A 14,040-nucleotide genomic window follows, 5' to 3' on the forward strand; every position below is an offset into this window, starting at 1 on the left:
TATTGCGGAGACCTTATGCGTCGACGTCGTTGCGACCGGCTACTTGGACTCGCGGTGCGACTGGTGCGTACCGCAGTTCGGGCAGAACTTCTTCAGCTCGAGCCGGTCGGGGTCGTTGCGACGGTTCTTCTTCGTGATGTAGTTGCGGTGCTTGCACACCTCGCAGGCCAAGGTGATCTTCGGCCGAACGTCAGTAGAGGAGGCCACGGGATGCCTTCTTTCGCGTCAATCCGATCAGTATCGATCAGGGTGGATCAATGAACTTTTGGTAGCGGTGACCGGACTTGAACCGGCGACGCAACGATTATGAGTCGTTTGCTCTACCAACTGAGCTACACCGCCTCGGTGCCGAGTGTCGCTACGAAGGCGGCACCTCAATCCAGCGAGCCCCCTGACGGAATCGAACCGTCGACCTTTTCCTTACCATGGAAACGCTCTGCCGACTGAGCTAAGGGGGCGTGGCCTCCGGAGCATCTCTGCTCGCTGCGGCCTCCAAAAGATTACACACACTCGGTCCTGGTGCAAAATCCGCTGGTGAAGGCGCATAAACGCCGCTCCTCTCCGAGCTCTGCCCACCCGCACCCACCCGTGCCCACACCTACGCGCGCGGCGGGCCGGCGGGAGGCATCGGGGAGAGCAGGACCCACACTCCGGAGCCCGCACCGAAGGGCCCCGGAATGCAGAACAGCCCCGGTTCCGAAGAACCGGGGCCGTTCCGGTGGCAGGTGTAGGATTCGAACCTACGTAGGCGTAAGCCGACGGATTTACAGTCCGCTCCCATTGGCCGCTCGGGCAACCTGCCGGGGTGCGATCGGGACCGCGTCCTCGATGCGTTTGGAAGAATACAACGCATACCCCCCCGAAACGCAAACCGAGTGGTCACAGCTCCGCGCGACCCGATAGCGTCGGGTGGACAGAACCCTTACAGACCGACCCCGAAGTGGAGTGAGACGTGGCTGATTCGTCGTTCGATGTGGTGAGCAAGGTCGACCGCCAGGAAGTGGACAACGCGCTGAACCAGGCGGCGAAGGAGATCGCCAACCGCTTCGATTTCCGGAACACCGGGGCGCACATCGAGTGGTCGGGCGACGAGGCCATCACGATCTCGGCCGAGACCGAGGACCGCGCGCTCGCCGCGCTCGAGGTCTTCAAGGAGAAGCTGATCCGCCGCGACCTGTCCCTCAAGTCCTTCGACGCCGGCGAGCCGACGCAGTCCGGCAAGGTCTACAAGATCACCGGCACGCTGGTGCAGGGCATCAGCCAGGAGAATGCCAAGAAGATCTCCAAGCTCATCCGTGACGAGGGCCCGAAGGGCGTCAAGGCGCAGATCCAGGGCGAGGAGCTGCGCGTGAGCAGCAAGAAGCGCGACGACCTGCAGGCCGTCATCTCGCTGCTCAAGAACGCCGACCTCGACATCGCCCTGCAGTTCGTCAACTACCGCTAGTACGTCGACCGCTGCCGACGACGCCCTCTCCTACGACTCCGCCCGCGACCGTCGTCGCGGGCGGAGTCGTCCGGGATGTCGTCTGTGGGGTGCCGTCCGGTCAGCGGATCCCGGCCATGCGCTCGAGCCGTTCGATGCGGTCGGCCATCGGCGGGTGCGTCGAGAACAGCCGGCTCATCTTGTCGCCCGCCCGGAACGGGTTGGCGATCATCAGGTGCGACTGGGCCGCGAGTTTCGGTTCGGGTGGCAGCGGCGCGGCCTGCGTGCCGAGAGCGAGCTTGCGCAGCGCCGACGCGAGGGCCAGCGGGTCGCCGGTGAGCTCGGCACCGGACTGGTCGGCCTGGTACTCGCGCGACCTCGACACAGCGAGTTTGACGACCGACGCCGCGATGGGGCCGAGCAGGGAAACCAGCAGCAGCGCCAGTGGGTTCGCGCCACCCTCCCGGTTGCCGAAGGCCGAGGCGAAGAACGCGAAGTTCGCCAGGCCCGAGATGACGGCAGCCATCGCGCCGGCGACCGACGAGATGAGGATGTCGCGGTTGTAGACGTGGGCGAGTTCGTGGCCGAGCACCGCGCGCAGTTCCCGTTCGTTCAGGATCTCCAGGATGCCCGTCGTGCAGCACACGGCGGCGTTTCGCGGGTTACGACCCGTGGCGAACGCGTTGGGGGCGTTGGTGGGGCTGATGTAGAGCCGCGGCATGGGCTGGTGCGCCGCGGTCGCGAGTTCACGCACGATCCGGTACATCGCCGGTGCCTGCACCTCGGTGACCGGCTGGGCGTGCATCGCCCGCAGGGCGAGCTTGTCGCTGTTGAAGTACGCGTAGCCGTTCATGCCGACGGCGAGCACGATCGATATCAGCAGGATCGTCGAATTGCCGAACAACGCTCCGACGAACACGATCAGCGCGGACATTCCGATCAACAGACCGGCCGTCTTGAGACGGTTCGAGTATCCGTGCACGTCGCACCCCTTCCGCACCACGATTTCTCACTCGTTCGTCCAACGAACGAGCGAACGGCGCGGTTCCCGCCCCTACCGGGGCGGGACGACACGACGGTCCGTCAGCCGACGCGGGCGACGGTGAAGTCCACGAGGCGACGCAGCGCCTCGTTCGCCGGCCCCTGCGGCAGGGCATCGAGTTCGGCGTGAGCGCGGGCGGCGTAGGTCGCGAGAGTCGCCTTCGCCGCATCCATCCCCGGCGAGCGGACGAGCAGTTCGAGCGCCTCCGCGACGTGTGCTTCGTCCTCGATGGGACCGACGAGCAGTTCACGCAGACGATCCGCCTCCGGTCCGGTCTCCCGCAGCGCGTAGAGCACCGGCAGGGTGTACACACCCTCGCGGAGATCGGTTCCGGGGGTCTTGCCCGACTCCGTGGTGTCGGACGCGATGTCGATGATGTCGTCGACGATCTGGAAAGCGGTGCCGACGGCGTCGCCGAGCCGTTCGAGACGCTCTACATGTTCCGGATCGGCGCCCGAGAACGTACCGCCGAAGCGACCGCTGGCGGCGATCAGCGAACCGGTCTTCTCCCAGATCACCCGCAGGTAGTGCTCGACCGGGTCGTCGTTGGTACGCACACCGATGGTTTCGCGCATCTGACCGGTGACCAGCTCGGCGAACGTCTCCGCGATGATCTGCACGGCCGACGGACCCAGCGTCGACACCAACCGCGAGGCGTGCGCGAACAGATAGTCGCCGGCGAGGATCGCGACGCTGTTGCCCCAGCGCACGTTGGCGCTCGGGGCGCCGCGACGCATCGTCGCCTCGTCCATCACGTCGTCGTGATAGAGCGTCGCGAGGTGCACGAGCTCGACGACGGTCGCCGCCGTCACCACGGCGGGATCGGTGGGCTTCGGCCCGAGCTGCGCGGTGAGGATAGTGAACAGCGGCCGGAACCGCTTGCCACCCGCCTTAGCAAGGTGCAGTGCGGCCTCCGTCAGGAAGTCCTCACCGTCGGACAGTTCCTCGACCAGGAGTTTCTCGACGCTCGCGAGGCCGTCCCCGACTGTCGCGGCGAGGACCGGATCGCCGAGTTCCACACCGGCCACGACGGTGCTCGGCGCCGCATCGGCCGAACCAGCGGTCCGAGCCGCCCCCTCAGTGCTCACGATGACGTACCCATCCTGTTCTGTCGCCTCGACTTCACCGTAGTGAACCTAGCCGTTCGTTCCCCGATCCACCTCGTCGAGGCGGCCGATCGCGGCCTGAGAAGATGGAGCGGTGGTGGCCGAACACTCCGCGCGAGATCCGCGGCAATCCCAGTCCTGCGTTCCCGACAGTACCGATGTTCTCGTCGTCGGTGCCGGTCCAGCCGGTTCCGCCGCCGCCGCGTGGGCTGCCCGCGCCGGTCGCGAGGTGTTGCTCGTCGATGCCGCGACCTTCCCTCGCGACAAGACCTGCGGTGACGGACTGACCCCGCGTGCCGTCGCCGAACTCGACGAACTCGGCCTCGGCGACTGGCTGCGCACCCGCACCGTCAACCGCGGTCTGCGTCTCGAGGGCTTCGGTGGTCGCTTCGAACTCCCCTGGCCCGACTCGTCGTTCCCGGTCGTGGGCAGCGCCGTGCCGCGCACCGAACTCGACGCCCGGATCCGGCAGGTCGCGCTCGACTCGGGTGCCCGCGCCGTGGACGGAACGAAGGCCGTCGACGTCGAACGCGACGGCGACCGGGTCTCGGCCGTGATCTTCCGCACCGCCGACGGACCGCGGACCGTCCGCTGCCGCACGGTGATCGTCGCCGACGGGGTGCGTTCTCCCCTCGGCAAGGTGCTCGGTCGTCGCTGGCACCGCGACACCACCTACGGCGTGGCCGCGCGGGCCTACGCCACCTCCCCGCGCAGCGACGATCCGTGGATCACCTCGCACCTCGAACTGCGCGACGACGCGGGGGCCGTCCAGCCGGGCTACGGCTGGGTGTTCCCGCTCGGCACCGGCGAGGTGAACCTGGGAGTGGGGACCCTCGCGACCGCCTCGCGACCGGCGAGCGGATCGCTGCGGCCTCTCATCGACCTCTACGCGCGGCAGCGTCGCACGGAATGGGAACTCGGTGAGGTGACGCGTGTGGCGTCGGCGCTGCTGCCCATGGGCGGAGCCGTGTCGGGGGTCGCGGGCAGGAACTGGGCGCTGATCGGCGACGCCGCGGCGTGCGTCAATCCGCTCAACGGCGAGGGCATCGACTACGGACTCGAAGGCGGTCGGTTGCTCGCCGGGCTGCTCGACTCCGACGACCTCACCGACCTGTGGCCGGCGACGCTGCGCTCCCACTACGGCCGGGCGTTCTCCACTGCGCGTCGCCTCGCGAGCCTGCTCACGATCCCGAAGTTCCTGCCGGCGACCGGCCCGATCGCGATGCGGTCGCGGACGATGATGTCGGTCGCGGTGCGGGTGATGGGCAATCTCGTCACCGACGAGGACGCCGACTTCGTGGCCCGGGTGTGGCGGACGAGCGGTCATCTCTCGATGCGCTGGGACCGTCAGCCCCTCTTCGCCTGAGAGCCGATACAGCGCCGCGCGGTTACTTGCGTACCGCGCGGTGCCGATGCGCCCGGCTACTTGCGTACCGCGCGGTGCCGATGCGCCCGGCTACTTGCGTACCGCGCAGTGCCGATGCGCCCGGCTACTTGCGTACCGCGCGGTGCCGATGCGCCCGGCTACTTGCGTACCGCGCGGTGCAGGGCGGTGATGCCCCCGGTGAGATTGCGCCACTTCACGTCGCTCCAGCCCGCGGCCTCGATGCGCCGGGCGAGCTGCTCTTGATCGGGCCAGGCCCGGATCGATTCGGCGAGGTAGACGTAGGCGTCGGGATTGCTGCTGACCGCCCGCGCGACCCGCGGCAGCGTCCGCATCAGGTACTCCATGTAGACGGTGCGTAGCGGTTCCCGCACGGGTGTGGAGAACTCGCACACCACGAGGCGTCCACCCGGCTTGACCACCCGGGCGATCTCGCGCAGTCCCTCGTCCGGGTCGGCGACGTTGCGCAGGCCGAAGGAGATGGTCGCGGCGTCGAAGACCGCGTCGGCGAACGGCAGTTTCATCGCGTCGCCTGCGACCATCGGGACGTTGCGGAACTCACCGGCGTGCAGCATGCCCTTGGAGAAGTCGGTGGCGACGACCCACGCGCCGGACCGTCCGAGTTCGACGGTGGAGACCCCGGTGCCGGCGGCCAGGTCGAGCACCCGCTCGCCGGGCTTCAGGTCGAGAGCCGCACGGGTCGCGCGACGCCACCCGCGGTCCTGCCCGAACGACAGGACGGTGTTGGTCAGGTCGTAGCGTGCAGCGACCCCGTCGAACATGGACGCGACCTCACGCGGGTCCTTGTCGAGCGACGCGCGTGATCCGTGAGTTGTTGCCACGGCCGAAACGTTACCCGCTCCCCTAGTGGACGCCGGCGCTCATGCGGCGCGGCGGAGCGCGTGCGCGGGAAGGCCCTGCACCCGCCGGTAATGGGCGAACAACTCGTCGCACAGCACGGGCCAGGTGCGGCCGAGCACTCCACTGCGTGCCGCACCACCGAACTCGTCCCGGACCCCAGGAGCGAGCAGCGCATCGACGGCTCGGGGCAGCAATTCGACGAAGCGGTCCACCGGCAAGCGGTAACCGTTGCGGCAGTGGGCGACGAGGTCGCGTGGTCCGCCCGCGTCCGGCACGATCACCGGGACCCCGCTCGCCAGGGCTTCCTGCACGGCCTGGCAGAAGGTCTCGTGTTCGCCGGGATGGACGAAGACGTCGAGGCTCGCGTGGGCGCGGGCGAGTTCCTCGCCCCCCAGCTGCCCGGTGAACACGGCCGACGGCAGCTGACGTTCGAGCCGCGACCGTTCGGGACCGTCGCCGACGACGACGAGCTGCAGCCGCGGGTCGTGGGCGAGGATCGCGAGCCGCTCCACGTGCTTCTCGGGCGCGAGGCGTCCCACGAAACCGACGATCGGACGGCCGTCCGGCGACCAGCAGGCGCGCAGGTCCTCGTCCCGCCGGGACGGCGCGAAGCGGTCGGTGTCGACGCCCCGCGACCAGCGCCGCACGCGCGGGATGCCGTGGGCCACGAGGTCGTCCACGGCGGAGGTCGAGGGAGCGAGGGTGAGATCGCAGCCGCGGTGCAGGCGCCGAGTCCACCGCCAGGACGCACGCGCGGCGAGGCCGAGCCCGTAGCTGGAGGCGAATCCGGCCACGTCCGTCTGATAGATCGCGACCGTCGGAATGTCGAGGCGTCCCGCGGCGGCGAGACCGCCGGCACCGAGCACGAACGGGGACGCGAGGTGCACCACATCCGGCGCGAAAGTGCGCAGCACCGGAAGGAGTTCCGGGCCGGGCACGCCCACCGGGAGGGAGCTGATCCTCGGTACGCGCACCGCCGGTACGCGGTGGACGGGTGTCCCGTGATGGTCGGACGGAGCGGGTGGCCTGCCTGCGACCGTGTCGGGTGCGACGACCAACGCGTCGTGTCCGGTGCGGTCGAGGTGCTCGAGGACGCGGAGCACCGAGTTGGTGACGCCGTTGACGTTCGGGAGGAAGGATTCCGCGACGATGGCTACTCGCACGCCGACAGCGTGGCGAGCCTGCGAGTCGAGCAGGTGCGAGTTCGGTGACCGATGAACGAAGTCGCGACGAACGTTTCGTTCGTCACACCTGCAGCTGTCGATCCTTCACGTCGGGAGCGACAGCGGGTGCGGCGGTCGCCCTCCGCCGCAGCCAGATCAGCACCGGCGTGGCGATCAACCATGTGACGACGATCACCGATCCGGTCGGGATCAGGGCGACGCGGGCGTCGCGACCGGTCACACGAACGAGATCGGGATCACTCCGGGCGTACTCGACGGCGATCCGCTGCCCGGTGGTCAGCCCCGTCGGGTACAGAACGCCGAGCTCCGGATTGTGCGTCACACCGTCAGGAGTGACGAAACTCACGGCGGACCGCACGGAGCCGGCCGAGAGCACCTCCGCGACGGCCGTGCCCGTGTCGGAGCGGATGGTGAGGTCGTTGCGGAGGGCGCCGAGGAACAGGATCACCGCGAGGGCGGAGATCGCCGCCGCGACCATGAGAACCGCGCGCCGCGCGCGCTCGGGTCCGCTCACAGCTGCGCCCGCACCGCCGCGTGCAGTTCGCGCAGCCCGGCCCGATCGGTGGTGACCTCGACCACACGGATGCCCGCGGGCGGCGCCGTGTCGTTCGCGAGGGCGAGCGCGAGTCCCTGCAGATCCACCAGCTCGTGCGGGACGCGGTAGGCCGCACACAGTGCCGCGAGGTCCATACCGTGCGGGGTGCCGAAGACACGCTCGAAAACACCCGCGTACTGCGGGTCGCCCTGTTCGAGCAGTTCGAAGATTCCGCCGCCGTCGTCGTTCGCGACGACGATGGTGAGGTTCTGCGGCCGCGGCTCCGACGGCCCGATGAGCAGGCCCGACGCGTCGTGCAGGAAGGTCAGGTCGCCGAGCAGCGCGACGGTCCGTCCCTGTTCGTAGGCGAGTGCGGCACCGACGGCGGTGGAGACCGTACCGTCGATCCCGGCGACACCCCGGTTGGACAGCACCTTCACGTCGGGTTTCGGGTAGCTCACGAGCGCCGCGTCGCGCACCGGGTTCGACGCCCCGAGCAGCAGCTGGTCGCAGGGCTTCAGCGAGTCCGTCACGACCGCCGCGACGTGCAGTCCGGTGGCCTTCGGATGCCCGTCGAGCTGGGCGCGCACGGCCTTGTCGGTGTGCGCCGACAGCTGGCGGCATCGTTCGAGCCACGCCTCGTCGGGTGTTCCCGACACCACGGCGCGGGTGCCTGTCGCGATGACGTTGCCCGACACGTCGGGCCAGCGCGGGCCGGTGGTCAGCGCGTACACGGTGACGGCGGGGTCGGCGAGCAGGTTCGACACCGGCCGGTGCAGCGTGGGCCGTCCGGTGATGATCGCCTGGCGCGGCTTCAGGTGCGGCAGCGCCATCGGATGCACCGGGATGCCGTGCAACGGAGCGGTGGGTTCGGCGACGGTCGGCAGCCCGGACAATTCGGGGCGGTGGGCGGAACCGTGACCGGAGACGACGATCGTGTCGGGGGTCAGGTCGATCTCGAGCGGGACGTCGAGGGTGGCGTTCACCGTGGTGGTCCAGGCATTGCCGTCGGGGCGGCCCTCGGGCACCGGGCCCTTCGCGTCGAGCTCGGGCACGAGCGGTTCGCGCAGCGGGATGTCGAAGTGGACCGGGCCGGCGTTGCCCGATCGGGTTCCGCGGGCGGCAGCGAGAACCCGGGAGACAGCCGAACGCCACTGGCTGTTCTGCTCGATGCCTTCGGCGAGGCCGAGACTGATGGTGGCGCGCACCTGGCTGCCGAACAACCCGAGCTGTTCGACGGTCTGGTTCGCACCGGATCCGAGCAGTTCGTAGGGGCGATTGGCGCTGAGCACGACCAGCGGGACGCGGGCGTAGTTCGCCTCGAGCACGGCGGGCGCGAGGTTGGCCACGGCGGTACCGGAGGTCATGACGACCGGGACGGGACGCCCCGATGCGAGGGCCAGGCCGATCGCGAGGAATCCGGCGGTGCGCTCGTCGATACGCATGTGCAGGCGCAGACGTCCTGCGCTGTCGGCGGCCTGGAGCGCGAAGGCGAGCGGCGCGTTGCGCGAGCCCGGGCACAGCACGACGTCCCGAACACCGCCCCGGGCGAGTTCGTCGACGACAGCAGTGGCCTGGGCAGTGGACGGATTCACGGAGTCCAGGGTAATTGCGCCGGAAGTGTGGCCGGGTACAGGTGCGGTCAGAATGGAGGCCGTGCGCACAGTCTTCGATCCCGCCGAGTCGAGTCCCGGCCGCTTCTACCGCCTTCTCACCGCGACAATCGTGCCGAGACCGATCGCGTGGGTGTCCACCGAGGCCGAGGACGGTGTGTTCAATCTCGCTCCGTACAGCTTCTTCACGGTGGCGAGTACGGCCCCGCCGGTCGTGCAGTTCACCTCCGTGGGCCGGAAGGACAGTCTGCGGAACATCGAGCAGACGGGCGAGTTCGTGATCAACATCGCGACCGTGCCGTTGATGGAGAAGGTCAACGCCTCGTCGGCGGCGTTCCCGCACCACATCGACGAGTTCACCGAGGTGGGGTTGCACGCCGAGCCGAGCGAGCGGGTGCGGCCCCCGCGGGTCGCGGAGGCACCGGCCTCGATCGAGTGCCGGTTGCACCGTGTGATCGAGATCGGCGACTCGTTCGTCGTGATGGGCGACGTCCTCGCCGTGACGGTCGATTCGGAGGTGCTGGCGGAGGACGGTGCCCCCGACTTCGCCGCGCTCGGCGCGGTGAGCCGGTTGGGGCGGACCGAATGGGGACTGACGCCCGCGGTGCGGAGACTGCAGCGGCCCGGCACTCCCGGGTGACGACACAGGTTAGGCTCCGCTGAACGATCGTCGGGATGCTGCACGTCGTCAGTGGTGGCATCCGAGCAACCTCGGAGGGCCGTATGGCGAAGAGCACCGGAACCGCACGGCGCAATCCCTATCTCAAGCCCGAGTCGCGGCGGATGGTGCGCGCGCAGGTACTCGCCGCCCAACGCATCAGCCCGACCTTCGTGCGCATCACCGTGGGCGGCGACGACGTCGACTCGATCGCACCGATGGGCTTCGACCACTGGTTCCGCATGTTCTTTCCCACCCCGGATCAGCAGGAACTGACCCTTCCCGGCGCGACCGACGACCGTTGGTGGCCCGAATACCAGGAACTGCCCGAGGAGCGGCGTCCGGTGTTGCGGAACTACACGTTCCGCCGTGTGCGACCTGCGGGCACCGGGCTGTTCGGTCCGACCTCAGAGATCGAGATCGATTTCGCGTCGCACGGCGATCTGGGTCCGGCTTCGGCGTGGGCGGAGCGGGCACAGCCCGGCGACGAGATCGGCATCCTCGACGAGGGCATCAGCAACCTGCCCCTCGACGAAGCACGGTCGTGGCTGCTCGTCGGCGACGAGAGCGCGGTGCCCGCCGTGGTCGGCATCCTCGACTCGATTCTTGCCCTCGACCCGTTCGCGGCCGTGGAGGTCTTCGTCGAGGTTCCGCACCCGGGCGATCTCAGCGCCCAGAATCTGCCGACGGGCGAGAACGTGCGGGTGCATCCGGTGATCAGGACGGATGGCGAGGCGGTTCCGGGCAGTCTCGTCGTCGACGCGGTGCGGGAGTCGACGCCCTCGTCGGATTCGGCCCACGCGTTCGTCGCGGGCGAGTCGTCGCTCGCGACCGGCGTGCGCCGCCATCTCGTGCGCGAGTGCGGCTGGGACCGTGCGGCGGTGACCTTCATCGGCTACTGGAAGTACGGGGAGCCCGTCTACTGACGGACCCCTCGAACGACCCCCTCGAACGACGAACGTCGCGGTACCGACCGGCGAACCGGTTCGGGACCGCGACGTCCGGATGTCGCTGGTGTCGGCTCAGCCGGCGTGCTTCTGGATGAGATCACCCAGGCGCGGCAGGGCCTCGACGACGTGCTTCTTGGCCGAGGGGCGCAGCGAGTCGTAGACCTTCTTGACGCCGGACTTCGACGTGCCGGCGATGCGCTCGTCGGTCACGCCGAGGAGAGCGTCGGCGACGACCTCGCCGCGGGCGACCAGGAAGTCCGCGAACGAACCGTTGCCTGCGTACTCCACCCAGAACGGCTGGAGCTTCTCGACGAATTCGGGCAGCAGACCTTCGACGGCACCCGGCACGATGCCCGGGCCGACCTTCTTCACTGCTGCGTAGCCACCCTTGAGGGCGAGACCGGACGCACCCTTCTTGTCCGACACCTCAGCATCGATCAGGGCTTCGACGTCTGCCTTGACCGCCGGGAACTTGTCGGCGCCGAGGAGGGCATCGCCCAGAGCTGCAACCACTTTCACTGCCTCCGTAGATGTGACACTTGTGACCGTTGGGACGCGGGGAACGATATACGACGATTCCGTGCCGTCACAGTCCGCGTCCGGCGAGGTCGTCACAGTCCGCGTCCGGCGAGCACCGTACGGCACCGACGCACCCGCTCGCACCACCACTCGACTCGATCGGGATCGGCCCGCAGCGCGTCGAGCCGCTCGGGTTCGGGCTCGACCGCGACGACATCGAGCGCTCCGTCGGACATGTGCAGAGCCGGCGCGACGTCGGCTTCGAAGAAACCACCCGTGCCCAGCCCGCAGGCGTACGGGAGGTCGGGCAGGGCGGCTGCCGCCGCGAGACCGGTGGCGATCCCCACCGCGGAGTCGAGGGCGCTCGAGACGACCACCTCGACGCCGTGCCCGGCGAGTTCGTCGGCGAGCGCGACGAGGCGTCGGACCCCACCGAGCGGCGAGACCTTCACGACGGCGACGTCCGCGCCCCCGGCCCGCACGACCCGCAGGGGATCCTCGGCGCGGCGGATGCTCTCGTCCGCCGCGATGCGCACCCCGGGCAGTCGCCGGCGCACCTCGACGAGTTCGGGGACGGTCGCGCACGGCTGCTCGGCGTATTCGAGCGGACCGTCGGCGGTGAGCGCCGTGAGGGCGCGGACGGCCTCGTCCACGCTCCAGCCGCCGTTCGCGTCGATCCGGATGTGGGGCACGTGCTCGCGCACGGCCCGGACGCGAGCGACATCCTGCGCGAGATCCTGGCCCGTTTCGGCGACCTTCACCTTCGCGGTGCGCGCGCCGGGGAACCGGGTGAGCACCTCGGGGACGCGCTCCGGGCCGATGGCGGGCACGGTCGCGTTGACCGCGATCCGGGAGCGGCGCGGAGCCGGATGGCCCTGCCAGGCGGCTTCGATCGCCGACTGCAACCAGTGCGCCGCCTCGTCGTCGCCGTATTCGGGGAACGGTCCGAACTCGCCCCACCCGGCGGGTCCGCGCAGCAGCAGCACCTCGCGTTCGGTGATGCCGCGGAACCGGACGCGCATGGGCAGCGAGACGACGACTGCCCCGTCGAGCAACTCGTCCGCGGACGGGAGGGGCAGCGCGGACGGGAGGGGCAGGGAGGTCACGGCTGGCCCGGCAGCAACTGGACCATCAGCGCCTCGCAGTCGGCGAGGAGGTTGCCGTCGACATCGCGCAGTTCGGCCTTGCAGAAGGCCTTGCGACCGTCCACGCGGTCCACCCAGCCGTCGACGACGAGTTCGGTCTCGATCGGAGTGATCCTGCGGTAGTCGACGTGGAGATAGGCGGTGCGGGCGATCGGGCGGCCGTTGGCGTGGATGACCATGCCGAACAGGTCGTCGAACAGCAGTGGCAGCGTGCCGCCGTGCGCGGCCCCGTTGCCTCCGAGGTGGTAGCGGCGGAAGACGCCGCGCTCACGGACACCGTCCGGTCCGTACTTCTCGATCGTCCACGGCAGCAGCAGCGCGCTGCCGCGTCCGGGCAGGTCGACGTTGAATCCGGCGGGCGAGCGGCCTTCGGGCACGGCGTGCTCGGCAAGCAGGCCGACGAGTGCCTCGGTCTGCTCGATCGCGCGGTCGACGACCTCGTCCGGCGGGTTCGTGGAGACCATCAGATCCTGCAGACGCCGGAAGGTCTCGACGAGGCGACCGTAGTTCGGCCCCGCCTTCACCGGTTCGTAGACCGGGAATCCGCCGTGGTGTTCGTAGTCGTCGCGGGGATCGGTCTGCTCGGTCATGGTTGTGCACGTTATCGGGCGGCAGCGCACGTCGCCGAGATGTCCGGCCCTTTATGGTGACGAGGTGACCTTCGATCCAGAATTGTGGCGCCCGGTACCCGGGTTCGAGAACCTCACCGACATCACCTATCACCGACACGTCACGCAGGGCACGGTCCGCGTCGCGTTCGATCGTCCCGAGGTGCGCAACGCCTTCCGTCCGCACACCGTCGACGAGCTCTACCGCGTGCTCGATCATGCGCGGACCACCTCCGACGTGGGCGTCGTGCTGCTCACGGGCAACGGCCCGAGCCCGAAGGACGGCGGGTGGGCGTTCTGCTCCGGCGGCGACCAGCGGATCCGTGGCCGTAGCGGCTACCAGTACGCGAGCGGCGAGACCGCCGACACCGTCGACAAGGCCCGCGCGGGCCGGTTGCACATCCTCGAGGTCCAGCGGCTGATCCGGTTCATGCCGAAGGTCGTCATCGCTCTGGTCAACGGCTGGGCCGCCGGTGGCGGTCACAGCCTGCACGTCACGTGCGACCTGACGCTCGCCTCCCGCGAGCACGCCCGCTTCAAGCAGACCGATGCCGACGTGGGCAGCTTCGACGGGGGCTACGGCAGCGCCTACCTCGCCAAGATGGTCGGCCAGAAGTTCGCGCGGGAGATCTTCTTCCTCGGCGACACCTATACGGCCGAGGAGATGCACCACATGGGTGCGGTGAACAAGGTCGTCGACCACGACGAGCTCGAGAACGTCGCGCTGGAGTGGGCGCAGAAGATCAACGGCAAGTCGCCGCAGGCGCAGCGCATGCTCAAGTACGCCTTCAACCTGCAGGACGACGGCCTCGTCGGTCAGCAGTTGTTCGCGGGCGAGGCCACGCGTCTGGCCTACATGACCGACGAAGCGATCGAGGGTCGCGACGCTTTTCTCGAGAAGCGCGAGCCCGACTGGTCGCCCTACCCGCACTACTACTGATCCTGACGCGGCGAACCGGGCTTCGCCCCTGCTACAGCAGGTGCAAAGCCCGGTTCGCCGCGCAGGGAGGAG

The 14,040-nt window shown here is 69.2% G+C and carries 15 protein-coding genes and 3 tRNA genes; 5 read left to right on the plus strand and 13 right to left on the minus strand.

Annotated features, from left to right (window positions below; all coding sequences use genetic code 11):
* Positions 1–39 precede the first annotated feature (39 nt).
* The 4 genes from rpmG to BO226_RS14410 all read right to left on the minus strand — a co-directional run bounded on the left by rpmG (position 40) and on the right by BO226_RS14410 (position 802).
* Complete coding sequence (gene rpmG / locus BO226_RS14395) at positions 40–207, minus strand: 50S ribosomal protein L33 (protein WP_003941903.1); 168 nt, start codon at positions 205–207, stop codon at positions 40–42.
* A gap of 59 nt (positions 208–266) precedes the next feature.
* Positions 267–342 (minus strand) — tRNA-Met (locus tag BO226_RS14400).
* Positions 343–385: 43 nt separating this feature from the next.
* A tRNA-Thr gene (locus BO226_RS14405) sits at positions 386–458 on the minus strand.
* A 261-nt stretch (positions 459–719) separates the two neighbouring features.
* A tRNA-Tyr gene (locus BO226_RS14410) sits at positions 720–802 on the minus strand.
* A 150-nt stretch (positions 803–952) separates the two neighbouring features.
* On the opposite strand from BO226_RS14410, the gene BO226_RS14415 reads away from it, so the two are divergent.
* Positions 953–1,444, plus strand: coding sequence for a YajQ family cyclic di-GMP-binding protein (locus tag BO226_RS14415; protein ID WP_006552295.1), 492 nt, complete (start codon positions 953–955; stop codon positions 1,442–1,444).
* A 100-nt stretch (positions 1,445–1,544) separates the two neighbouring features.
* On the opposite strand, the gene htpX is transcribed toward BO226_RS14415, so the two are convergent.
* Positions 1,545–2,405, minus strand: coding sequence for a zinc metalloprotease HtpX (gene htpX / locus BO226_RS14420; protein WP_024101689.1), 861 nt, complete (start codon positions 2,403–2,405; stop codon positions 1,545–1,547).
* 101 nt (positions 2,406–2,506) lie between these two features.
* The gene (locus BO226_RS14425; RefSeq protein ID WP_060650709.1) at positions 2,507–3,553 is read right to left on the minus strand and encodes a polyprenyl synthetase family protein; all 1,047 of its coding nucleotides are present in this window, start codon (positions 3,551–3,553) and stop codon (positions 2,507–2,509) included.
* Positions 3,554–3,665: 112 nt separating this feature from the next.
* Here BO226_RS14425 and BO226_RS14430 point away from each other — a divergent pair, with 112 nt between their 5' ends.
* The gene (locus BO226_RS14430) at positions 3,666–4,937 is read left to right on the plus strand and encodes a geranylgeranyl reductase family protein (RefSeq protein ID WP_024101690.1); all 1,272 of its coding nucleotides are present in this window, start codon (positions 3,666–3,668) and stop codon (positions 4,935–4,937) included.
* Between the two features lie 158 nt (positions 4,938–5,095).
* Here BO226_RS14430 and BO226_RS14435 read toward each other — a convergent pair whose 3' ends face one another.
* From BO226_RS14435 to menD, 4 genes are all read right to left on the minus strand, one after another.
* The gene (locus BO226_RS14435; protein WP_071935515.1) at positions 5,096–5,797 is read right to left on the minus strand and encodes a demethylmenaquinone methyltransferase; all 702 of its coding nucleotides are present in this window, start codon (positions 5,795–5,797) and stop codon (positions 5,096–5,098) included.
* 39 nt (positions 5,798–5,836) lie between these two features.
* On the minus strand, positions 5,837–6,979 hold the full coding sequence (locus BO226_RS14440; RefSeq protein ID WP_071935516.1) for a glycosyltransferase family 4 protein: 1,143 nt from the start codon (positions 6,977–6,979) through the stop codon (positions 5,837–5,839).
* 82 nt (positions 6,980–7,061) lie between these two features.
* Positions 7,062–7,514: a DUF3592 domain-containing protein gene (locus BO226_RS14445; protein ID WP_024101693.1), complete on the minus strand. Its 453-nt coding sequence runs from the start codon at positions 7,512–7,514 to the stop codon at positions 7,062–7,064.
* The gene (gene menD / locus BO226_RS14450) at positions 7,511–9,130 is read right to left on the minus strand and encodes a 2-succinyl-5-enolpyruvyl-6-hydroxy-3-cyclohexene-1-carboxylic-acid synthase (RefSeq protein WP_024101694.1); all 1,620 of its coding nucleotides are present in this window, start codon (positions 9,128–9,130) and stop codon (positions 7,511–7,513) included. The genes BO226_RS14445 and menD overlap by 4 nt, the downstream gene beginning before the upstream one ends.
* A gap of 52 nt (positions 9,131–9,182) precedes the next feature.
* Here menD and BO226_RS14455 point away from each other — a divergent pair, with 52 nt between their 5' ends.
* Together BO226_RS14455 and BO226_RS14460 are read left to right on the plus strand one after the other, a co-directional pair.
* A complete protein-coding gene (locus BO226_RS14455) occupies positions 9,183–9,788 on the plus strand; it encodes a flavin reductase family protein (protein WP_071935517.1) in 606 nt (201 codons plus the stop codon).
* An 83-nt stretch (positions 9,789–9,871) separates the two neighbouring features.
* Positions 9,872–10,732, plus strand: a complete 861-nt coding sequence (locus BO226_RS14460; RefSeq protein ID WP_024101696.1) for a siderophore-interacting protein — start codon at positions 9,872–9,874, stop codon at positions 10,730–10,732.
* Positions 10,733–10,828: 96 nt separating this feature from the next.
* Here the strand turns inward: BO226_RS14460 and BO226_RS14465 are convergent, their stop codons facing one another.
* From BO226_RS14465 to BO226_RS14475, 3 genes are all read right to left on the minus strand, one after another.
* The gene (locus tag BO226_RS14465) at positions 10,829–11,269 is read right to left on the minus strand and encodes a DUF6918 family protein (RefSeq protein ID WP_006552306.1); all 441 of its coding nucleotides are present in this window, start codon (positions 11,267–11,269) and stop codon (positions 10,829–10,831) included.
* A gap of 98 nt (positions 11,270–11,367) precedes the next feature.
* Entirely contained in the window at positions 11,368–12,297 is a 930-nt protein-coding gene (locus tag BO226_RS14470) for an o-succinylbenzoate synthase (RefSeq protein ID WP_232238128.1), read from the minus strand.
* 80 nt (positions 12,298–12,377) lie between these two features.
* Positions 12,378–13,010 (minus strand): PaaI family thioesterase, encoded by a 633-nt coding sequence (locus BO226_RS14475; protein ID WP_006552307.1) that lies wholly within the window; start codon positions 13,008–13,010, stop codon positions 12,378–12,380.
* Between the two features lie 64 nt (positions 13,011–13,074).
* Between BO226_RS14475 and BO226_RS14480 the strand changes: the two genes are divergently transcribed.
* Entirely contained in the window at positions 13,075–13,968 is an 894-nt protein-coding gene (locus tag BO226_RS14480; protein WP_024101698.1) for a 1,4-dihydroxy-2-naphthoyl-CoA synthase, read from the plus strand.
* The last annotated feature ends 72 nt before the right edge of the window (positions 13,969–14,040 follow it).

The organism is Rhodococcus sp. 2G (genome assembly GCF_001886355.1).
Lineage (GTDB): Bacteria > Actinomycetota > Actinomycetes > Mycobacteriales > Mycobacteriaceae > Rhodococcus > Rhodococcus pyridinivorans.